This window comes from Nostoc sp. LEGE 12454 (assembly GCF_056620565.1).
The window spans coordinates 164,212-186,294 of the sequence record NZ_JBWQXL010000006.1; the positions used below are offsets into that span (position 1 = coordinate 164,212).

Consider the following 22,083-nt stretch of genomic DNA (forward strand, 5'->3'; position numbering starts at 1 on the left):
AGGATATAACTAAACTGGTCAGTCAATTTGCTTGGCATTAGGGACTTGCAAAAAATAGATTATCCCAAATCATTTCTAGATTTGTAGGCGCGCAAGCTCTTGCGTCCCTAAACGGGGTATTTTTTAACAGGAAATCTCTTATGCTGCGGAATGCTATTCCCTATTAGGATTGATTGTCTACTACAAGAAAGTACAACCGAGAAAAGCTGATAATAGAGGCTTTAGAACTTTATCAAAGGGTATATTTATTTTCACCATTTTGTACTGGGGCATTTTGCAGCATCTATTAATATTGTTTATAAGAGAGGATGGTTAATAAATGGTACGCATTAAAGCTGACGAAATCGATCGAGACAATTCCGTTGATAAAGTAGAGCAAATTCTGCAAGGGGCAATGCAAGAATTCCTTCAACATGGTTATGCTGGTACGAGCATGGATCGGGTAGCGGTAGCAGCTGGTGTTTCTAAAGCGACAGTCTACAGCCACTTTCAAGATAAAGAAGGACTTTTTAAAGTACTGTTAGAGCAACTAACAAGCAAAAAGAACAGCTCTATTTTTGGCACAGAACCTATTGAGGGAGAACCAGCTGCTATACTGCACCAGGTAGTAACCAAAGCATTAGATCAGATGCTTAACGACAAAGAACATAGTGCATTTATGCGAGTCTTAATCGGGGAATCTGGGCGTTTTCCTGAGTTAGCTCAAATTTGTGTTCGGGTGATGATTAAGCCAGTAGCGGAAACTCTCACTCACTATTTGGCGGCTCCAGAATTAAAGATACCTGACCCAGAGGCGACAGCGAGAATTCTCTTAGGAGCATTAGTGCATTTTCATATTACTCAAAATGTGATGCATGGAAAGGATATTGTACCAATGGAAAGCGATCGCCTGATTGATGCCTTGACACACCTAATCAATAAATGCGCCGATTAGATTAGCTATTTCCCGGCGCTTGTTTGGTCGGAGGTCAAATATGACCTTGATTGAAGATCGTGTCCGCCAAATTATCCATAATTATAAAAGAACCTCGCCCCAACCCCTTTACGCTTGCGGGGTGGGGTTCTTCGGGTTTAATAAGTAATCAAGCAGACATGATATGACTCAATGCTGAAATATTTGCCCCGGATTTCTCACAAGTAAGAAATCCGGGGGTGGTATATAATAAAAATACCTTTTTTAATTAATACGGATTGTAAAACCTTACTTGGCGTAAAAACCTTGAAAAGGTATCAGTTAATTATTAAAAAACTGCTGGCCAATATCTCTTCAAAATTGGCTAACGTTGTGTAGTTATGCTTATAGGTCTTCAGATGGCATAGCTTAGAAATATTAAAAATAGTTAATAAAAAAGCTCTAAAAAAAATATGGCTACTGAAAATCTTCTGCTCGCCGCCCTGCCCAATGAGGTGTACAAGCAGATAGAAAACAAAATGGAGCAGGTCGAGCTTTCATACGGCGAGATACTCAACAGACCCGGCGAAGCTATCGAAGAAGTCTATTTCCCCCTTACCTGCCTGATCTCAGTCACTATTACGATGATGGACGGCAGCACGGTTGAAGCCGGAGTGGTTGGAAGCCGCGAGATGGTAGGGATCAACGCTTTCATGGGCGGTCAGGAGACGACGCAGACTCAGTACATTATTCAGGTTCCTGGCAAGGCGATGAAAATGAAGGCATATGTGTTGCTGCATGAGTTCGATACCAATAAGCAGCTGCGGGACGTGATGCTCAAATACACGCAGGCTTATATCGCGCAAATCTCGCAGAATGTTGCCTGCAACCGCATTCATACTATAGAAAAACGCATGGCCCGTTGGTTGCTTGAGTCCAGTGACCGTCTCTACTCAGATGAACTGTTCCTGTCCCATGAGTTTCTCTCCCACATGCTGGGCGTGCGCCGTTCTGGTATCACCGAAACCGCCCATCTCCTAGAAAAGAAAGGTCTGATCAAATGCAGCCGAAAGAAAATCAAAACCATCGATCGGCAGGGGCTAGAAGAGGCTTCCTGTGAGTGTTATGGGGTAATCAAAGAGGAATACGATCGCCTGCTAAACTTTAAGCTAGAGAGATAACAGATAAAGTCCTTCTCACCTTTCTAGCGATAATAGAGGCTGTTGCCAAACGTGAGTCATATCGCGCACCATCCAGCGCAAGCCTGTTAACTTGCCTTTAACATCGCGGATAGGAGCTACAGTTATGGCAGCCTCAAAAGGCTCCCAGTCACGAGGCTGTATGTGTAATATCCACTCTTGCACATAGTCACACTCAGACCTGTGCATCTGATTTAGTTGGTAACGAAACGCCTGACGTTCTTCTACTGCAATGAAACAGACTAATGGTTTGTTTACCAAAAATCGCTGTTGAACATTAAACAGCGTGGCAGTGGCACGATTAGCTGACTGAATTTTTCCTTGTGTATCGCTCACCAAGTAAGCATTTGGTATGAACTCGAACAGGTCTTGGTAGCGCTTGTATTCCTCTCTAAGCCGTGCTTGTACATTTACCAATTTTTGAGTTTGCTCGAATAGCTTCTGTGTAGCTATCTCTAGCAGCCTTGAAGCAGTATCAAGTTCCTTCAAAGCTGATAGCACTAGCAGCAAATTGGCTTCTGGCTGTGTGGTGTTCGCATCTTGGTACAAGTTAGCTAAACGCCCTTGCAGCGACTCTAACTGCTGGGGAAACATATCTTGATTCATTATCAATTCAGGTGACATCTAAGTTTCAATCCCTGAATAGAAAGAGACTGTTAACCAATTCCTAATGGGTTTTATCCCACCAATCGTTCATTACTGGCTATAACCCAATAACGAGAAGCTAAGGGATATTACCATCCATGAATTTGCTCCCAAGTTTCTTAGACATTCGGGATTGCCTATATTTGAGTATTGTTTAAAGACTAAAAAACTTTGCCGCTCCCAGTCAGTACGATTTCGTACAATATTATGAAAGTCCGCTGCAAAAGCCGCCACGAGTTCTTAGGAACGCGTTGGCTTTTAATATTTTATGCTGAAATCCTGATACCTTTGCTTTGTATCCCTTATTGCTAGCGAACTTAACATTAAACCATACTTTATCTGCCTTTACTTGTTCGCTAGATGGAAGAATTAATTTGGCAAAAAGAGTAATTTCTCAAACAACAAAGGAATTACGGAAAATGACTGTAAGAGACTGTTTCGCAATAATTGTTCCATCTAATTAATACGAATTTTTATCCAACTCTATACAAAAGGTCTAGAAATTAAATGGATGATTTAAAACAATTAGATAAGTATGCTTTTCAAGTCTTAACGATGGTTGAGGAGGGGTATTCTAGCCACCAGATCGCCCAGCAATTTCATCTAAGTTATAAGACAGTAAAGGATATTGTGGAACGGTTTTCTCACTGGCAATAAAATGAAGAGAATTTTCAATTCCCCAGTACCTCTGTTACACGAATTCATCTTGTAGTATAAGACATAAAACCAAAAACCGCACTTATAAGTGTCAGTGCGGCTTTGAGTTCCACAAAAATGTGGTTGGCTTTATCAATATTCGTAGACAGGATCTGGGATGTTTCGATGTTCCAGTACTTGGGGTTATGACATCCCTCACTGGTTTAAGGTTCCATCCTCATCTCCACTATAGCTTTGTGCAAGCATGACTCAATGCACAACGAAAAAATCCCCTTGCTGTCTTGAATGGGGGAATGTCAATGTTTTTTCCATAGAAGCTACAGTGTTGCCTCCGGGTTTTTTCGTTCTTTACAAGCTGTTACAAATATATACTCCAGCGATCGCCAGATAACTAAGCAGGAATAACTTGAACAACTAGTGCGCGTTTATCCAGTGACTGGATTTTACCTACTTGACTGAGATCGTTTGCAATTCGGTCTAGCAGTTCTCCCGCTTTGTCACGATATTGATGTTCTCGGCCTCGTAAACGAATGGCAAACTTGACAGAATCGCCTTTACTCAACCACTGACCTGCTTGTTCGATGCGTAAATTGTAATCAGCTAAACCCACGTTTAGACCGAATCGAACTTCTTTTACCGTGGGTCTAGCACTCTGGCTCTGACGTTTTTTCTTTTGATACTGAAGCTTGCCATAGTTGAGAATCTTGGCGATTGGAGCGTCTTTACCTTGAGAGACTACAACTAAGTCAAGCTCTAAGCTTTCAGCTAGCTGTAACGCCTCATTGGTGTCGATCAGACCGCGATTGTTATTCTCATGGTCAATCAAGAAGACGCTAGGTGATTTGATTTGTGAATTAATCAGTTGCTTTTGGATTGCGATAATGAATTTCTCCCATTTGTTCAATACTTTGCTTTACAAGCAGGTAATGCCAATTTAACACAACACTGAATCAGAGCAACCTTAAACAACACAATAGACGGCAATCTGATAGAATGAGGGACTGCGGCACTCGCTCTCAGTCTTTGCGCTACTGCCCATCCAGCTTTTCAATGATTTTTATCCGTCCGCCTAAGACTGACGCCATCATTGGTGACAGGCCGATGTTATTTTTGGAGTCTTATGTCTTTTTCCGATCTCGGCTTGTCCAATGAAATTATCCGTGCTGTTACCGAACGAGGGTACACGGAACCCACACCAATCCAGATGCAGTCCATTCCTGCTGTCTTGTCGGGTAAAGATTTATTAGCTGGGGCACAAACTGGCACTGGAAAGACCGCTAGTTTTACACTGCCGCTCTTGCATCGATTATCGTCTAACAAGAGCAAAGGTACGCCTAATGGATACCCACCAATCCGGGCGTTGATTCTCACCCCGACTCGCGAACTCGCTGCCCAAGTGGAAGAAAGCGTGCGCGAGTACGGCAAGTACTTAAATCTTAACTCAATGGTGATGTTTGGCGGAGTCAGTATTAATCTGCAAAAACAGCGTTTGAGGAGTCGAGTGGATATTTTGGTCGCCACTCCAGGGCGACTGCTAGACCACGTACAGCAGGGTACGCTGAATTTATCGCAGATTGAGGTTTTGGTGCTGGATGAAGCCGATCGGATGCTGGATATGGGTTTTATTAATGATATCCGCCGCATCCTTTCACTCCTGCCCAAACAGCGGCAGAATTTGCTATTTTTCGCTACTTTCTCAGACAAAATTAAGGCACTAGCCGCCGGATTGTTGAATAATCCGACGATGATTGAGGTAGCACGCCGCAACGTTACCGCCGACACGATCGCCCAGAAAGTTTACCAAGTAGACCGTGACAAAAAACGCCAATTACTTGCTCATCTGATTCGGCGAGATAATTGGTATCAAGTGCTAGTGTTCACTCGCACTAAGTATGGCGCTGACCGTTTGGTGAAGCAATTGGGCGAAGACCGCATTCAAGCCTTGGCAATCCACGGTAATAAGAGCCAGCCCGTGCGTACTAATGCTCTGGCCAAGTTCAAAAATGGCACCTTACAAGTATTGGTGGCGACAGACATAGCTGCTAGGGGGCTTGACATCAGCGAACTGCCCCATGTTGTTAACTTTGATTTGCCCAATGTACCAGAAGATTATGTTCATCGCATTGGTCGCACCGGTCGCGCTGGCGCATCAGGTGAAGCTGTATCGCTAGTGTGCATCGATGAACAGCATCTATTGAAAGATATCGAAAAACTGATTGAGCAACGCTTGCCGAAGGAAGTGGTTGCTGGTTTTGCGCCCAACCCCGATACCAACCCCGAACCAATCCCAAATGGACGGCAACACAGAGCCAAGCCCGGAAGTGAGAAGCGTCCGGCTCGTACTCCTAAACCGTTACCACAGAAATCGGCTAAACGTAAAACAGCGCCACCTGCCACCAATGGCGACAAACCTGGTGCTGGTTCATCGGCATCGCGCCGTTCTGCTAAACGCGATCGCTAACATTCGTTAGCTGTTCAATAGATTGATTTTGCACGGATTCTGGAAAACATTCAATGTAATATCTGTCACATACAGTTGTCGGAATGCAGTTAACAGTGTCATAAACAAAAGGTGAAGGTTAACCTGTAGGGTATAACTTACCTTAGAGTTGCTTGACCTCTAGCTTCGATGGATCTATCACACTCATGACTGAACTGACGCTACGCCTACAAGAGGGAGATACCGAAACCACGATCGCAGTTGACCAAGATGTATTTACAATTGGTCGTTTGCCGGAATGTAATTTGTACTTACCTTTTGGTGGAGTATCCCGCAACCATGCTCGCCTGGTAAAAACGGCTGACGGTGTGTGGACTATTGAGGATCTGGGCAGCAAAAACGGGACGCAAGTCAATAAATATCTGGTTAACTATCCCCAAGAGTTACATCACGGCGATATCATTTGGCTGGGCAATGTTAGCCTGGTAGTGCTGCTCACAACCCCAGTTTTTCAACCGACACCTGAGTATTCCGGAATTTCGGACATAAATGAGCAAAGAACAATCCTTCATAATGTTGAACAATTACAACAGCAATGGATTGCAGCTGATAGTAACGATGGCAACATCAATAATAAGGACAAAACTATTGCCCGTCTCAAAGACTTAGTGGACATAGCGAAAAATCTTTGTGCAGCCGCGTCTATAGAAGAGATTTTTTCTCAGGTGCAGCAAGTAGTTTTTCGTTATCTTGATAGTATCGATCGCTTGGCATTATTAATTGATGTCAATGGTTGCGGCCAGTTGGAATTAATGAATGCTGCCACTCGAAATCTTTCCCAACAGAAACATCTCCCTTCTGATGGTAGTTGGATTAGTCGTAGTATCTGTCAAAAGGTATTTGAAGAAAAAGTCGTCATTCAAACTGGTGATACTCATCAGGATGAACGGTTTGCTAGCGAACAGAGTATTTTAGTCAAAGGCATTCGTAGCGCGATGGCAGTGCCTTTATGGGATGAAAATAAAGTTGTGGGGGTACTGTATGCCGATGCCAATTTTTCTTCTTACCATTGGGCAAATGAAGGTGAAGAAGAATTGAGCTTTTTCTCAGCTTTAGCAAATCTTGTAGCTTCTAGCGTGCAGCGTTGGTTATTAGTAGAAAAACTCAAAACTGAAGAGATGATTCGTCACCGACTAGAGCGCTATCATTCTCCAGCAGTTGTACAGCAGTTGATATCTGTAGGCGGATTACCGGGTGGTCGTTTAGCTCCCGCCGAGAGCGAAATCAGTATTTTATTTGCTGATTTAGTGGGCTTTACGGCAATTTCTGAAAGATTAACACCAACAGCGATCGCTCAACTATTAAATAATTTATTTGAAGAAATGCTAAAAGAAGTGTTTGGCTGCGGCGGCACTTTAGATAAATATATTGGCGATTGCATTATGGCATTTTTTGGCGCTCCAGAACCGCAAGCAGATCACGCCGATCGCGCTGTTACTGCTGCCAAGGGAATGCTCACTCGTCTCGAACATCTGAATGCCAATGGTTTTTGGCACGAACCTCTGCAATTACGCATTGCGATTAATAGCGGAAAGGCTGTGGTGGGGGATGTCGGTAGTTCCCAAAGGGTAGATTATACGGCGTTAGGCGCAACAATTAATCTGGCTGCTCGGATGGAAGCAGTTTGTCCCCCTAGTGAATGCGTGATTAGTGAAGCCACCCATAAAATGCTTTCAGAACCCTCAGACTTCCAAGAAATGGGAGATTATCGTTTCAAAGGTATTGAGCGATTAGTTAAGGTTTACCAGACAAAATTGCAACCAGTGCCAACAATCATTGCTCCAATCATTAATCTTTAGGTGTTGGGTATTGGGTATTAGAAAAACAATTAACAGCTAACTAATGGTTAATAAATTCTAACTTATCACGATAAATACATAGTTTACTTGTATATTTTATTTCAAAAATAATTGCAAAATTGTAATATTAAGCAACCAATTCTGGGTTAAAAGACTAGAATTTGGGTGGTAGCTTCCAGAATTGATCTGTGTAACACTAGGAAGCCTACCGAAGCTATTTTTTAACGGGAGGTCAGGTAATGGCGATCGCCACCATTAATCCCGCCACTGGGGAGACGCTCAAAACCTTTGAGGCGCTCAATGATGCAGAAATTGCCGCTAAACTCGATTTAGCCGATCGGACTTTTGAACAGTATCGTCAGACTAGTTTCTCTGAACGATCGCACTGGCTGCAAAAAGCCGCTGATATTTTAGAGCAAGACAAAGCAGAATTTGCTAAGTTAATGACTCTGGAAATGGGTAAGCCATTTAAAGCTGCGATCGCAGAAGTCGAAAAATGCGCCGCCGTCTGTCGTTACTACGCCGAACATGCCCCTAGTTTTCTCGCTGATGTCAGTGTAAAAACTGATGCCAGCCAGAGTTTTGTACGTTATCAACCAATGGGTGCAATTCTCGCGGTGATGCCGTGGAACTTCCCCTTCTGGCAAGTTTTTCGTTTTGCTGCACCAGCACTTATGGCGGGAAATGTCGGCTTACTCAAACATGCTTCTAATGTGCCGCAGTGCGCCTTGGCAATTGAAGATATTATCCGACGGGCAGGTTTTCCTGAAGGTGCGTTTCAAACTCTATTAATAGGCGCAGCCAAAGTTGCCGATTTGATGGCTGATGACCGCGTAAAAGCTGCTACCTTGACCGGAAGCGAACCAGCCGGCGCATCCCTCGCCGTCGCCGCCGGCAAACAAATTAAAAAAACAGTTTTGGAATTAGGAGGAAGTGACCCGTTTATTGTGTTAGAAAGTGCTGACTTAGAGACAGCAGTTGTCACAGCTACTACAGCGCGAATGTTAAATAACGGGCAATCATGTATTGCAGCGAAACGTTTTATTGTCGCAGATGCGATCGCAGACAAATTTGAAAAATTGCTTTTAGAAAAATTTGAGGCGCTAAAAGTAGGCGATCCTATGCAACCAGATACCGATTTAGGGCCACTGGCAACACCTGGTATTCTCCAGGATTTAGACCAACAAGTGCAAGGTGCTATTAGCAGCGGTGGTAAAGTCATCACCGGTGGACATCCTTTATCAGATCGTCCTGGAAACTTTTATCCGCCAACGATTATCATAGATATCCCCACCGACACACCAATCGCAAAAGAAGAATTCTTTGGCCCGGTAGCCTTGTTATTCCGGGTTCCAGATATTGATGCTGCCATTAAACTCGCTAATGACTCACCCTTTGGCTTAGGTGCAAGTGCTTGGACAACCAACGACCAAGAGAGCGATCGCTTGGTTGAAGAAATCGAAGCTGGTGCAGTGTTTATCAACAGTATGGTCAAATCCGATCCTCGGTTGCCCTTTGGTGGCATCAAGCGTTCTGGATATGGCAGAGAATTGAGTATCCAAGGTATACATGAGTTTGTCAATGTTAAAACCGTGTGGGTTAAATGATTAGTCATTAGTCATTGGTCATTGGTCATTAGCCAAAAAAATGACAAATGACTAATGACAAAGGACAAATGACAAAATAAATAGTTAGGAAATAAAATGAATACAGCAGAATTATTGGTGCAGTGCCTAGAAAATGAAGGAGTGCAATATATTTTTGGACTCCCTGGTGAAGAAAATCTGCACGTTTTGGAAGCATTAAAGCATTCTTCCATTAAATTTATTACAACTCGTCACGAACAGGGTGCAGCATTCATGGCTGATGTCTACGGACGCTTAACAGGAAAAGCCGGAGTCTGTCTTTCTACGCTTGGTCCTGGGGCAACCAACTTGATGACTGGGGTAGCAGATGCTAACCTCGATGGTGCGCCCTTAGTGGCGATTACCGGTCAAGTGGGAACAGATAGAATGCACATTGAATCCCATCAATATTTAGATTTGGTGGCAATGTTTGCACCTGTTACCAAGTGGAATAAGCAAATTGTGCGACCCAGTATTACACCAGAAGTAGTGCGGAAAGCATTTAAGCGATCGCAATCAGAAAAACCTGGTGCAGTCCACATCGATTTGCCAGAAAATATTGCTGCCATGCCCGTCGAAGGCAAACCTTTGCGTAAGGATAATAGCGAAAAAACCTATGCATCTTTTGCTAGCATTCGGGCAGCAGCCGCCGCAATTTGCCAAGCTGTGAACCCATTAATCTTAGTCGGAAATGGGGCAATTCGCGCTCATGCAAGTGATGCCGTAACGCAATTTGCTACCTTGTTGAATATACCTGTTGCCAATACCTTCATGGGTAAAGGCGTGATTCCTTACACACATCAACTAGCTTTGTGGTCAGTAGGATTACAGCAAAGAGACTTCATTACCTGTGCTTTCGATAACACAGATTTAGTAATTGCGATCGGCTATGATTTGATTGAGTTTTCCCCCAAGAAATGGAATCGTAATGGTGAAATTCCGATTGTACATATTGGGGTAAGTCCGGCGGAGATTGATAGTAGTTATATTCCTAACGCCGAAGTTGTAGGAGATATTTCAGATTCCCTCTATGAAATCTTAAAATTAGCAGACCGACAAGGTAAACCCGATCCCTTTGCCATTAGTTTAAGGTCAGAGATTCGGGCTGATTACGAACAGTATGCCCATGATGACGGATTTCCCATTAAGCCGCAAAAGTTAATTTATGACTTACGCCAAGTGATGGGCCCAGATGATATCGTCATCTCTGATGTTGGCGCACATAAAATGTGGATGGCTCGTCATTATCATTGCCATAGTCCAAATACTTGCATAATTTCCAACGGCTTTGCGGCTATGGGTATTGCTATTCCTGGGGCTTTAGCAGCAAAACTTGTTCATCCCAAGCGCAAAGTCGTTGCTGTAACAGGCGATGGCGGCTTTATGATGAATTCTCAGGAATTAGAAACAGCCTTGCGTGTCGGTACGCCCTTTGTCACCATAATTTTCAATGATGGCGGCTATGGGTTAATTGAGTGGAAGCAAGAAAATCAATTTGGCAAAGGAAATTCATCCTTTGTACATTTTAGCAATCCTGATTTTGTGAAATTAGCCGAAAGTATGGGTTTAAAAGGCTACCGAGTTGAATCGGCTTTAGATTTGATTCCCACTTTGAAAGAAGCCCTCGCTCAAGATGTACCTGCGGTGATAGATTGTCCTGTGGACTACCGAGAGAATCACCGCTTTAGCCAAAAGGCTGGCGAGTTGACTTGTGCGTTGTAAAAATTAGATACGCGATTAATCGGGTCTGTACAAGAGTTAGGAGTTATTTATTCCTAACTCCTTTAGTGTTTTGGTAGGGTGCGTTAACCAAAAGCTAACGCACCGCTTTACTTCGCTCAATTTATAGACATATTTCTTCTTTTTCTTTGCGTTCTTTGCGTCCTTTGCGGTTCGTAAAAAAACCACGAAGCTCAAAGGTTCATTCACAAGTATCAAATACTCATTCACAAAGCTCGGAGGTTCATCGACGAAGCTCAGAGGTTCATTTACAATGAGTTCGGCTCATGGTTATTTTAATTTATCAAGTTTGTTTTCTGCATTATATGCAGCTTCATATAAAATTGGTATCAGGTAGTAGACGACTTAAACCCTACCAAGAAAGATGTTAAGTTTGTAGCTACCCAATTTTATCTAAGAGTGGAACCGAACTAATATTAGTCTCACGCTGGGATGGTTGTTGCTAAATGTTTTTTCAGCTGTAACCAACACCAATTAGACAGCCAGGATCTGCAAAGGCGATTTTGTAAAGGATTTTTAAGAAATTAAAATTTTTCAGAAAAGGAAAGACCTAATGCTGAAGTAATACCCAAAAGTTCAGAATCATAGATTTTGTAGTTTACCAAGCCCCGTTGGGGCGGGTGTCGGGTGTCGGATGTGGGGAAAGAAATAGCCCTAACGAGGCTTGTTCGTCACAAGCCCCGTCATCAAGGATGATTGCATTCGTCGGAGTTCCAAGCTTCGTTCAAGTCTTTTTCCTTACACCCTACCCCGAATGGCACTAAGAAAAGATGAAACCTCGTCAGGGCAGGGTGTAGGGTGTAGGGTGTGGGGTTAAGGGTTGGAAGAAGATGTTGTTCTATTTGATGCGCTAAAATTCAATTTTCTTAAACACACTCAGCCTACACCCAACACCCTATACCCAAAAGCCACTAATATCAGGGATTTACGCTTATCAAGCGTGCCATTCCACCCTACCCCCTACACCCTTATTCTTGACACACACCCTAGTGTCTGAAAACGTTACATGGCTAGTGTCTCTAACGTGCTTCATCTATGTCGAAACCTAATTATTAGTTTTTCAATTTTTTGGAGAAGAGGATAATGTTGAAGTTCAGCTGTTTAATGATTGTCGGGGCAATATTGTCGATTAGTGCGCCGGCTGTGGCTGAAAGTCGTGCCGTTAATATTAGTATTGGCAGTATTGGTGGTTCCTTAGATAATGCCGCTTTGCAAACAATTCGCCAGGTTATCGGGTCTGGTGTCGGCAATAGCACTGTCGATAAATTCATTGTATATAGTCCCAGAACCGGATCTATTCCCATCGAAGGAGGTTTATCTGCTTGTGCTGAAGCTGGCTTCGGCATCAGCAATACAACATTTAATGCTTTTGTCCAGCAGTTGCGTTCAATTAATCCCAAACCAGGGACTTTCTACAATCTAGAACTTACTGCAAGCTGCAAACTGAAATAAGACGTTTGCACTCAAGCACGGTAGGATGGGCTTCTTACCTCAGCCCATCCATCGAGTTACACTCCACGCGATCGACGCAAAACTCCATATTTTTAAATTGGAGATGTAACATCAATGTTGATTAAAATTAGCGTCAAGAAGCGACTAGATTAGTTGTATCAGCCTCTAAACTCAATAGTGCAGATACTTCCAGCATGAAACAAAAAAGAATGTAAAATTAGAGCGCATTTTTGGGAGCAGAGAAAAAATATGTCTAATGTGAGCATTGCAAAAGGTAGCTGCCTGTGCGGAGTAGTAAACGTTTCTACAACCCGTATGAGTAATCAGGTGGAAGCATGTCATTGTAGTATGTGTCGCAACTGGGGTGGAGGACCTTTGTTAGTAGTTGAGTGTGAAAGTGATGATGTTAGCTTCTCTGGTGAAGAATATATCGGAGTTTATCAATCTTCAGAATGGGCAGAGCGTGGATTCTGTAAGAAGTGTGGTAGCCATCTATTTTACAAATTGAAACAAAGTAACCAGTATTTCATACCCGTTGGGCTATTCGATAGCTGTGAAGGTCTTGTTTTCGAGCGTCAGATATTCATAGATGAAAAGCCCAAATATTACTGTTTTGCCAATGAAACTAAAAACCTAACAGGGGCGGAGGTATTTGCACAGTTTGCACCTCCATCAGAGCGGTAAAGATTGGAGTTACTTTTTAGCATATCTGTGATAATCTGAGCAATTATTGTCAGGAAAGCCTTTTTCAGGTAAATAGACCACACGCTAGGGGCGCAAGGCCTTGCGCCCCTACTACAGGTGTAGTTCAAATACATGAAAACTGCTGTAAAGTCACTTTGACGCAGACATCAGCTCAATTGGAGTACAAAAGGACTTATGCTAGTGTATTCGAGCACTCTCCCAAGCTTGCAGCGACACAGCATTTCTACCAATATTCCTTTGTCGCTGCTAAAAATTCAAAACATTTATTTGGTTGTATGCTTTAGCCCAAAATTGAGTCTGAATCAAGTTCCCACTGATGTTTGAGCAATTCTTGGTAAGTCGTTTCCCGAATTATCATCTGCTTATAGAGCATAAGCAAAAACTCTTGAGCTTGTTCGCGTGACATCTGCTGCACTTGGTCAGCAAAAGTTCTAAGGCTAAATTCTTGTTCTAAAGATAATGTAATAGGTTGATTCATCGCAGGATCAATCGCCCAACTAGGCGAAAACTAAAGGGTCAATGTTGACAATTTTGAGAAGAAGCTTTCATACCTAGCTACTGTTAGAATTAATACACTCATCAAGCGACCTACTGGGTATTGCCTTACTTAGCGGTGTCAAACCTAGAATATGAACTTCTGTTAACTAGTATAACAAAATATTTACAAACCTGAGATGATGCCATATTAATGCTTTAGTACATCCTGTGTCACTGATACCCCAAATATCCGAGTAATCATTTGTAATGAATCCTTACACTATCCTTAATCAGACAGGACTTCAGCGTGTTAATGATGGCATGACCCGCCCCCTACTAGAAAATTGCGAGACTGCCTCATATATCCTTGTTTTAGTCTGGCCCCAACTTGGGGATTTTGATAGTCTTGAATATGCGTGGTGGTTACAGCGCGAAGCTAAAAAATTGTCAGATGAAAAACTCGCTATTCGTGCAGTGGGAATTGGTAATCGCGCCTCTGGAACAAAATTCTGTGAATATACAGGATTTCCACCAGAAAATTTATTTGTTGAACCTAATGGAGAACTACATCACCAACTCAAACTTTATTCAGGTCTCAATCTTTCTCTCCCAGGACTTTCCCCTGCTCAAAAAGCTTGGCTGAATCTAGTCTTAATGTGTGCAGGCTTTGGAAGTCCTGGAACGCTAAGAGAAGTTTTTCGGGGATACAGGGGAGATCGTCAAGCCCCTCAACTCATTGAAGATGATGAAATTATTCAAGGTACTCCTCTACCTGCTTTTAAAGGCTCGTTTTTCCAATTAGCTGGCGGAAGTGGGTTTCAACGTCCCTTTGAATTGGCTACTCTACGGCTACGGAATATGGTTGAAGTTCTCAGCAATTGGCATACTTATGTACCTAATTCTGCTTACTTAACTCAGCGTGGTGGAACTTTTCTGTTTGATACCAAAGGCCAGTTACTTTACGAACATCGAGATCCAGGAATTCTGGGCTTTGCTGCTAATATGAGTCAGCCCCTATCATTTTTATCCTCGATCGAAACGGAATTAGCTGGGCTGGGTAATCAATTTTAATCTCTGCTGTAGTTTTACAGTATCAGCATATTTGAAAACCTCTTCAATAATCACTAGCAACAAAAAACAAAAAAAGTCTTCAATAATAATATTATTGGCTTTTTTTGTTTGAATGTTGAAACAAATTCTTCTATCCTTATCAATCGTAACCTCACTATTTTATCCTGCGCTTGCATCTATTCCCCAATATGATTTTCCTGACAATAGTTACAGATCCAAAGAAGAACTGATAAACCAGTTAGTTTTAGTTACTGGCGTAAAACATCCATTTGTTGCCATCTCTAAACGCTTTGTGCAGTGGTCTGAATATGCCGGAGACAAAAACAAATTGGTTTCTCCTAATCGCTGAATCTGGGAGGTCACAATCGTGGGATGCAAGGCATCGCAAAATCAAACAAGGAAATATTATTATCAGGCGATTGATGCTGAATCGAGAAGACTGATAACCCAATCTTCGGTTAAAGAATACAAGCAGTTTGTTGGGGTACAAACCGACTGTGGTATGGAGCATCGGTGAGAATTTAAGATAAAGCGCATTTTGTCAATCAGTATTCAGAATGAATTTTGACTCCTGACTCCTGACTCCTGACTCCTGAATTCTGAATTCTGCTGAAAATCGAGATAAGTGAGGACTTTCTAACGACGCTTGAATTTCATTTGTGCGAAGTGGTCTTCCAGTAGGAAAATAGATAAAGGAGTAGTAACCATCAAGCTATATGTTTGAAATTATAGTGTTAAATCATTTTTTGTTAAAAGAGCCTGCTTCGATATCTCATCAACACTCCGAGCACATCAATCTACTTTTGTAAATCTAAAATCTGCTCTAAAAGAACCTCTAATGGATGTAAAAGTTATAATAATTCGTAATTGATAATGACGCTTGCGGACTCGCTAACGTAATTCGTAGTTGTAATCACTGCTTGCTCTGTACTCTCTTAATTACGAATTACGAATATAGCAAGTAAGGATAGATAAAATGTCATTTGTTATGCAAACTTCTGGAACTCTGACTGGTTTAGATATCTTGGTAGTTGAGGATGATGATGATACTCGCTTTTTTATCACTACTGTCTTGGAAATGGATGGAGCAACAGTTATAGCAGTGATATCAGCAGCAGATGCACGCGATGTATTGTCTGAATTGCAACCCGATGTTTTAATTAGTGATATCGGGTTGCCTGGGGAGGATGGCTACACTTTCATCTCCAAATTCCGTGCGCTGAAAGCAAATAATTGTGGACGAGTCCCGGCTATTGCTTTAACAGCCTTTGCTGATAGTGAGGCTCGTATCCGTGCTTTGGAAGCTGGCTTTGACACTCATATATCTAAACCGATCGCTCCAGAAGAACTAGTTGAGATAGTGGCTAATTTGGTTGCTTCTTGTAATTGGTAATTATTCTCTTCGGTCTTGATAATCTTCAGAAGACTTTGGATCTAACTCCCAGCGATCGCCATCACGATCCTCTAAAATATCGTTGGTATGCAGAAATTCAGAATCAGCCATTTCTAGCCCCACTGCTGCTTCTAAGTCCTCTGTGACATTCTGATCGGGAGTGGAAGTACTACCACCAACTGCTTCATCTCCAACTGCATCTGCATCTTGCCAATAAGCATCAACATCCCCACCAGTCAATTTCGGACTAGTTTCTGTGTACTCGTCTCTTTCATCCTGCATAGAGCGTCCGCCAATGTTGTATCCCGGCAAGTCTTTTACACCAGTACCGTAGGATTCGGTAATCTCTTGTGGCAAATCATTACTTTTAATTTTGTCATTATGATTTTTTTCTGCCATGATACTAGCCCTTTTCTGCATTCTCACAATAACGTTTTATTGTCCCCAATTTGTCTAACTAGAGGTGTATAGCTAAGAAAATAATCTATCCCCTGGGTACGACGCTAAACTAGCGATCGCACCATAAGATTGTAGCTATGAATTCATGGTCAAGGAACTTGTAGTTGAAGTTATGAGTTTGAAGTTATCAAACCGAAATTATTTATTGGCGAACTTTTTACTCATAACTATTTCCTGTTTGGCAAAAACAGGCAACCAAAAATAAAATTTTGATGATAAGTTTAGCATTTTTAACTCGTATTCATCACTTTATTAATTACCTACAAAAATGCTAAACGATGAAATACTCAAAATTATTATTTGAGTAATTAAAGCAGATAATATGATAAATAATTTTAAATTATTTATTCAATAATAATCTGTTTAGTTAAGTTTTGTTGTAGTTAGTTAAAGACTAGAGAAATAAAAACGTAATACCATCTATGACTGAACATAACAATCACTCCGGCAATAAAAAAGTTGCTATTCTCATTGAACAAGCAGTAGAGGATGCAGAATTTACAGTTCCATATAATGGGCTAAAGCAAGCTGGAATGGAGGTAGTAGTCCTTGGTTCCCGAATGAATGAAAAATATAAGGGTAAACGCGGCAAACTTAGCATCCAAGCCGACGGTACTACAACGGAAGCGATCGCAGCCGAATTCGATGCGGTGATAATTCCCGGTGGGATGGCTCCCGATAGAATGCGGCGGAACAGCAACACAGTACGTTTTGTCCAAGAAGCTATACAACAAGGAAAATTAGTCGCTGCTGTTTGTCATGGCCCACAAGTTTTGATTGAAGGCGACTTGCTCAAAGGTAAGCAAGCCACCGGTTTTATCGCTATTGCCAAGGACATGATTAACGCTGGCGCAAAATATCTAGATGAGCCAGTGGTAGTTGACGGAAATTTGATTACATCTCGTGAACCTGGAGACTTGCCAATTTTCACCACAGCTATATTAAGCCGTTTGGGTTATGGTGGCAAAGATGCTGCATTACCAAATGAAAAAGACACAAGTGCTGAATGGTGGAAACTGGCTGATGCTTGGGGTGGCTCAACTAAAGGTGATATTGCTAGAGGTTTAAATACTGCCCTTACCGGTGAACGTTATTCGCTGGAAGCATTTGAAAACTACTTGGAAAAAGAATCAGATAGCGAAGTAAAATCAGTATTTCAAGAAATAATTGCTAATAAACAGCGCCACATTCAAAAAGTAGAAAGCTATCTTCACCGATTGGGTGAAAAACCGTCTTTAGGGGCAAATATTGCCAATCAGTATGCCAAGGTTAAAACTACCTTAACAGGAAGTGATGATATATATCAGTTACGTTCTGCCTTGGGGGATGTGCAAACTGGTATCGGCGATATTGGCAATTTGTGTGCAATGTTCACTGACCCAGTAGCAACAGCTATTTTCAAAGAAATTTACCACGATTTATTGAAATACGAACAACGATTAGTAGAGTTGTATCGGGCGCGGATAGGCGCTCAGATTCAGCCTCCTAAGCCGACTACTGGGGCTGCTGTATCGATGTAACGAACCGCTAGTAGAGGCGCACAGATAGATGTGCGCTTCTACTAATGAGCAGAGAGATCAGAGAATTGATGGAGATATAAAAAAGTGACTTCGACATCAGGAGATAAACCAAGTACAAACCAGGCTGAAGCTAGTGAAGTAGAGCGTTGGGCATCTCTCATTGGTGGCGGTGCAATGGTACTGATGGGTTTAAGGCAAGGTTCATTGCGGGGAGCGCTGACGGCTTTAGCTGGAGGTGGTTTGCTCTATCAAGGTGCAACCAAACAAAGCACGATTCAGCAAGCACAGGAAGCAATTGGTATCAACCAACCCATCAAAGTTGAAAAGACGGTAACAATTAATAAATCGGCAGAAGAATTGTATCGCTTTTGGCACAACTTTGAGAATTTGCCCACATTTATGAAGCATCTCAAATCTGTCAAGGTGTATAACGAAAAACGTTCTCATTGGATAGCTAATGCACCTTTGGGTAACAGCGTGGAATGGGATGCAGATATTCTCGAAGACCGGGAAAATGAATTTATTTCTTGGGCTTCTGTAGAAGGTGCAGACGTTGATAATTCTGGCTTTGTTCGCTTTAAAAAAGCACCAGGCGATCGCGGCACGGAAGTCAAGGTTGTTTTGGAGTATAACCCACCAGGCGGAGCATTGGCAGCTACAGTAGCTAAACTTTTTGGTGAAGAACCAGAACAGCAAATTGGTGATGAATTGCGCCGCTTCAAAATGCTAATGGAAGCAGGCGAAATTGCCACAACCGAAGGCCAACCTTCTGGACGTAAGTAGTTATTTGTTCTTTGTCTATTGTCATTTGTCCTTTGCCTAAAGCGAATGACTAATACAACTCTTGGAGAGGCTACGCCAACGACTACGCTCAGTACAAGTGACTAATGACTAATAACCAATGACTAATGACTAAGGACTAATAACTATGAAAGCAGTCTGCTGGAACGGTGCTAATGATGTGCGGGTAGAGACGGTACCAGATCCGACAATTCTCAACCCGCGTGATGCGATTATTAAAATTACTTCCACGGCGATTTGTGGCTCCGATCTACATATTTATGGCGGATATATTCCCACAGTGCAACAGGGTGACATTATTGGTCACGAATTTATGGGAGAAGTCGTGGAAGTTGGTAGAGGAGTCAACAATTTAAAAATAGGCGATCGCGTTGTTGTTCCTTCCACAATTGGCTGTGGTAATTGTCATTATTGCCAACGTGATATGTGGTCGTTGTGCGATAATTCCAATCCCAAGGGCTGGATTCAAGAAAAATTATTTGGCAATATCACCTCAGCTATTTATGGCTACTCCCACATGTTAGGTGGTTATGCAGGGGCACAAGCAGAATATATCCGTGTACCTTTTGCAGATGTGGGTGTCGTTAAAGTTCCGCCAGATTTGCCGGATGAGATGTTGTTATTCATCTCCGACGCCATCCCCACAGGTTATATGGGTGCAGAATTATGCGATATTCAACCGGGTGATACTGTAGCCGTTTGGGGTTGCGGTGCTGTTGGACAGTTTGCCATGATTAGCGCCTACATGATGGGAGCCGAAAAAGTGATCGCTATAGATCGCTTTCCCGAACGCCTGGAAATGGCGAAAAAGTTTGCCAAAGCAGAAGTGATTAACTACGAAGAAGTTAATGCTGGCGAAGCGTTGAAAGAGATGACTGGTGGCCGTGGCCCCGATGCTTGCATCGATGCCGTTGGTTTAGAAGCACACGGTGTTGGTATTGAAGACTTCTACGACCAGACAAAACAAAAGCTCAGATTGGAAACCGACCGTCCCCACGTTCTGCGGGAAATGATGGTCGCCTGTCGTAAAGGCGGGACTCTTTCAATCATGGGTGTTTATGGTGGTTTTGTAGACAAAATACCATTGGGTGCAGCCTTCAACAAGGGTCTAACCTTTAGGATGGGACAAATGCATGGACAAAAATATATGCATTCGTTATTGCAGATGGTTTTGGATGGAAAACTCGATCCATCCTTTGTTGTCACCCATCAATTGCCTTTAGAACAAGCACCCCACGCCTACCACATCTTTCAACAAAAAAAAGACAACTGTATCAAAGTTGTTCTTAAACCCTAAATGGCAAATAGTCATTCAGTGTTTGAATTGTACACCTTACATAATGCAATTGAGGTTTTTTATGAATCGACTAAGTTCTTGGTTACGAAATATTCGCATTTCCCAAATCCTTGTAGTTTTCTTAGCAGGATTTATGTTTTTACTGGGCCAAGCTTTTAGTTACGTTGATGTAGCGCAAGCTGATGTTAAAAGTCCAGAGGGCACTTATTACAAAGGAGTCCCAGACGGACAAGGTGAAGTCAGAAACGATACCCAAACAACAAATAGCCAAAATAGCCAAAATAGCCAAAATCCATTAAAAGAAGCTGCTGATACTATCCGCGAAAAGTTAAACTTGGATGAAAAAACTCCTAGAGCTACAAAAGAGTTTTTTGATCCTGCAAAAAACAGCGCCGGAGATAAAGCTTCATCATACGGTGCAGATAGAGAAGGTTATTATCAAAATCCTCCTATCAAGAGCAACTGAGAGATAGAATCTAGACTTGTAGCGAAATTTGAGTATAGATTTTTGACTCCTACATTGTTGAACTGGATTTGAGTAGTTCCTGAGACGCGATAATTATCGCGTCTCAAAATCAGGCTAAATCGAGTATTTATCTTGATATAAGCAAAGCAGAAATGATAACTAAGGAATAAATAATTATGAAAGCAGTTTGCTGGCACGGAGCAAACGATGTGCGGGTAGATACAGTTCCCGACCCCAAAATTCTCAACCCACGCGATGCCATTGTTAAAATTACTTCTACGGCAATTTGTGGTTCAGATTTGCATATTTATGACGGCTACATTCCCACGATGGAAAAGGGCGATATCCTTGGCCATGAATTTATGGGGGAAGTCGTCGAACTGGGAAGTGCAGTTAAAAATGTCAACGTAGGCGATCGCGTCGTTGTTCCCTTCACTATATCTTGCGGTAGCTGCTTTTTCTGCAATCGGGATTTATGGTCACTTTGCGATAACTCTAACCCCAATGCTTGGTTAGTAGAAAAGCAAATGGGACATTCGCCAGCAGGTCTATTTGGCTACTCTCATTTATTCGGCGGTTATGCTGGCGGTCAAGCAGAGTATGCACGAGTACCTTTTGCCGATGTAGGCTTGTTCAAAATTCCCGATGGTTTAACGGATGAGCAAGTGCTATTTCTAACAGATATTTTTCCCACAGGCTACATGGCAGCCGAGAACTGCAACATCAAACCCGGTGATATTGTTGCCGTTTGGGGTTGTGGCCCAGTCGGACAATTCGCTATCAAAAGTGCATATATGCTAGGTGCGGAACGGGTAATCGCTTTTGACCGCGTTCCCGAACGTCTGCAAATGGCTAAAGAATACGGCAAAGCTGAAGTTCTCAACTACGAAGAAGTGAATATTGGCGAAGCACTTAAAGAAATGACTGGCGGTCGCGGCCCCGATGCTTGCATTGATGCAGTAGGAATGGAGGCACACGGCACAGATTTTATGGCGATGTACGACCAGGTAAAGCAAGCAGTACGTTTAGAAACAGATCGACCGACGGCATTACGGCAAGTAATAGTATCTGCTGCTAAAGGCGGTCACGTATCACTTGCGGGTGTGTATGGTGGCTTTTTAGATAAAATCCCAATGGGTGCTGCCATGAACAAGGGATTAACCTTCAAGATGGGACAAACCCATGTGCATAAATATCTAAAACCCTTGCTAGAACACATCCAAAACGGTGAAATCGATCCAACGTTTATTATTACCCATACTTTACCTCTAGAACAAGCGCCCCACGGCTACGAGATTTTTAAGCACAAGAAAGATAACTGCATCAAAGTGGTACTCAAACCGTAGTGGGGAATAAGGAATAGGGAGAATGGCACTAAGAAAAGC

General features: G+C 42.4%; 20 protein-coding genes. 16 read left to right on the plus strand and 4 right to left on the minus strand.

The window, feature by feature from the left end; translation table 11 throughout:
* Positions 1–319 precede the first annotated feature (319 nt).
* On the plus strand, positions 320–934 hold the full coding sequence (locus AC1F2U_RS08825) for a TetR/AcrR family transcriptional regulator (RefSeq protein ID WP_480260753.1): 615 nt from the start codon (positions 320–322) through the stop codon (positions 932–934).
* Positions 935–1,365: 431 nt separating this feature from the next.
* Positions 1,366–2,073 carry a Crp/Fnr family transcriptional regulator gene (locus AC1F2U_RS08830; protein ID WP_480260754.1) on the plus strand — a complete coding sequence of 236 codons (708 nt, stop codon included), beginning with the start codon at positions 1,366–1,368 and terminating at the stop codon, positions 2,071–2,073.
* Between the two features lie 15 nt (positions 2,074–2,088).
* Here the strand turns inward: AC1F2U_RS08830 and AC1F2U_RS08835 are convergent, their stop codons facing one another.
* Positions 2,089–2,715: a PAS domain-containing protein gene (locus AC1F2U_RS08835; RefSeq protein ID WP_480260755.1), complete on the minus strand. Its 627-nt coding sequence runs from the start codon at positions 2,713–2,715 to the stop codon at positions 2,089–2,091.
* Between the two features lie 528 nt (positions 2,716–3,243).
* On the opposite strand from AC1F2U_RS08835, the gene AC1F2U_RS08840 reads away from it, so the two are divergent.
* Positions 3,244–3,393: a LuxR C-terminal-related transcriptional regulator gene (locus AC1F2U_RS08840; protein ID WP_480260756.1), complete on the plus strand. Its 150-nt coding sequence runs from the start codon at positions 3,244–3,246 to the stop codon at positions 3,391–3,393.
* Between the two features lie 391 nt (positions 3,394–3,784).
* Here the strand turns inward: AC1F2U_RS08840 and infC are convergent, their stop codons facing one another.
* Positions 3,785–4,297 carry a translation initiation factor IF-3 gene (gene infC / locus AC1F2U_RS08845; protein ID WP_289798351.1) on the minus strand — a complete coding sequence of 171 codons (513 nt, stop codon included), beginning with the start codon at positions 4,295–4,297 and terminating at the stop codon, positions 3,785–3,787.
* Positions 4,298–4,513: 216 nt separating this feature from the next.
* Between infC and AC1F2U_RS08850 the strand changes: the two genes are divergently transcribed.
* The 6 genes from AC1F2U_RS08850 to AC1F2U_RS08875 all read left to right on the plus strand — a co-directional run bounded on the left by AC1F2U_RS08850 (position 4,514) and on the right by AC1F2U_RS08875 (position 13,193).
* Positions 4,514–5,854: a DEAD/DEAH box helicase gene (locus tag AC1F2U_RS08850; RefSeq protein ID WP_480260757.1), complete on the plus strand. Its 1,341-nt coding sequence runs from the start codon at positions 4,514–4,516 to the stop codon at positions 5,852–5,854.
* A gap of 185 nt (positions 5,855–6,039) precedes the next feature.
* Complete coding sequence (locus tag AC1F2U_RS08855) at positions 6,040–7,692, plus strand: adenylate/guanylate cyclase domain-containing protein (RefSeq protein WP_480260758.1); 1,653 nt, start codon at positions 6,040–6,042, stop codon at positions 7,690–7,692.
* A 239-nt stretch (positions 7,693–7,931) separates the two neighbouring features.
* A complete protein-coding gene (locus tag AC1F2U_RS08860; protein WP_480260759.1) occupies positions 7,932–9,299 on the plus strand; it encodes an NAD-dependent succinate-semialdehyde dehydrogenase in 1,368 nt (455 codons plus the stop codon).
* A 96-nt stretch (positions 9,300–9,395) separates the two neighbouring features.
* The gene (locus AC1F2U_RS08865) at positions 9,396–11,039 is read left to right on the plus strand and encodes an acetolactate synthase large subunit (protein WP_335199504.1); all 1,644 of its coding nucleotides are present in this window, start codon (positions 9,396–9,398) and stop codon (positions 11,037–11,039) included.
* 1,101 nt (positions 11,040–12,140) lie between these two features.
* Positions 12,141–12,509 (plus strand): hypothetical protein, encoded by a 369-nt coding sequence (locus AC1F2U_RS08870; protein WP_480260760.1) that lies wholly within the window; start codon positions 12,141–12,143, stop codon positions 12,507–12,509.
* 249 nt (positions 12,510–12,758) lie between these two features.
* Entirely contained in the window at positions 12,759–13,193 is a 435-nt protein-coding gene (locus tag AC1F2U_RS08875) for a GFA family protein (RefSeq protein ID WP_480260761.1), read from the plus strand.
* Between the two features lie 301 nt (positions 13,194–13,494).
* Here the strand turns inward: AC1F2U_RS08875 and AC1F2U_RS08880 are convergent, their stop codons facing one another.
* On the minus strand, positions 13,495–13,692 hold the full coding sequence (locus AC1F2U_RS08880; protein ID WP_194041722.1) for an NblA/ycf18 family protein: 198 nt from the start codon (positions 13,690–13,692) through the stop codon (positions 13,495–13,497).
* A gap of 266 nt (positions 13,693–13,958) precedes the next feature.
* On the opposite strand from AC1F2U_RS08880, the gene AC1F2U_RS08885 reads away from it, so the two are divergent.
* Together AC1F2U_RS08885 and AC1F2U_RS08890 are read left to right on the plus strand one after the other, a co-directional pair.
* The gene (locus AC1F2U_RS08885; RefSeq protein ID WP_480260762.1) at positions 13,959–14,762 is read left to right on the plus strand and encodes a peroxiredoxin-like family protein; all 804 of its coding nucleotides are present in this window, start codon (positions 13,959–13,961) and stop codon (positions 14,760–14,762) included.
* A gap of 976 nt (positions 14,763–15,738) precedes the next feature.
* A complete protein-coding gene (locus AC1F2U_RS08890; RefSeq protein ID WP_480260763.1) occupies positions 15,739–16,155 on the plus strand; it encodes a response regulator in 417 nt (138 codons plus the stop codon).
* On the opposite strand, the gene AC1F2U_RS08895 is transcribed toward AC1F2U_RS08890, so the two are convergent.
* Positions 16,156–16,554 (minus strand): DUF6335 family protein, encoded by a 399-nt coding sequence (locus AC1F2U_RS08895; RefSeq protein WP_480260764.1) that lies wholly within the window; start codon positions 16,552–16,554, stop codon positions 16,156–16,158. It lies immediately after the preceding gene.
* Between the two features lie 482 nt (positions 16,555–17,036).
* Here AC1F2U_RS08895 and AC1F2U_RS08900 point away from each other — a divergent pair, with 482 nt between their 5' ends.
* From AC1F2U_RS08900 to AC1F2U_RS08920, 5 genes are all read left to right on the plus strand, one after another.
* Positions 17,037–18,134 (plus strand): DJ-1/PfpI/YhbO family deglycase/protease, encoded by a 1,098-nt coding sequence (locus tag AC1F2U_RS08900; RefSeq protein ID WP_480260765.1) that lies wholly within the window; start codon positions 17,037–17,039, stop codon positions 18,132–18,134.
* Between the two features lie 84 nt (positions 18,135–18,218).
* Positions 18,219–18,917 carry an SRPBCC family protein gene (locus AC1F2U_RS08905; RefSeq protein WP_480260766.1) on the plus strand — a complete coding sequence of 233 codons (699 nt, stop codon included), beginning with the start codon at positions 18,219–18,221 and terminating at the stop codon, positions 18,915–18,917.
* A 145-nt stretch (positions 18,918–19,062) separates the two neighbouring features.
* Positions 19,063–20,232, plus strand: a complete 1,170-nt coding sequence (locus tag AC1F2U_RS08910) for a zinc-dependent alcohol dehydrogenase (RefSeq protein ID WP_335178204.1) — start codon at positions 19,063–19,065, stop codon at positions 20,230–20,232.
* Positions 20,233–20,293: 61 nt separating this feature from the next.
* Positions 20,294–20,698, plus strand: coding sequence for a hypothetical protein (locus AC1F2U_RS08915; RefSeq protein WP_480260767.1), 405 nt, complete (start codon positions 20,294–20,296; stop codon positions 20,696–20,698).
* Between the two features lie 176 nt (positions 20,699–20,874).
* Complete coding sequence (locus tag AC1F2U_RS08920) at positions 20,875–22,044, plus strand: zinc-dependent alcohol dehydrogenase (RefSeq protein ID WP_480260768.1); 1,170 nt, start codon at positions 20,875–20,877, stop codon at positions 22,042–22,044.
* Positions 22,045–22,083: the final 39 nt, after the last annotated feature.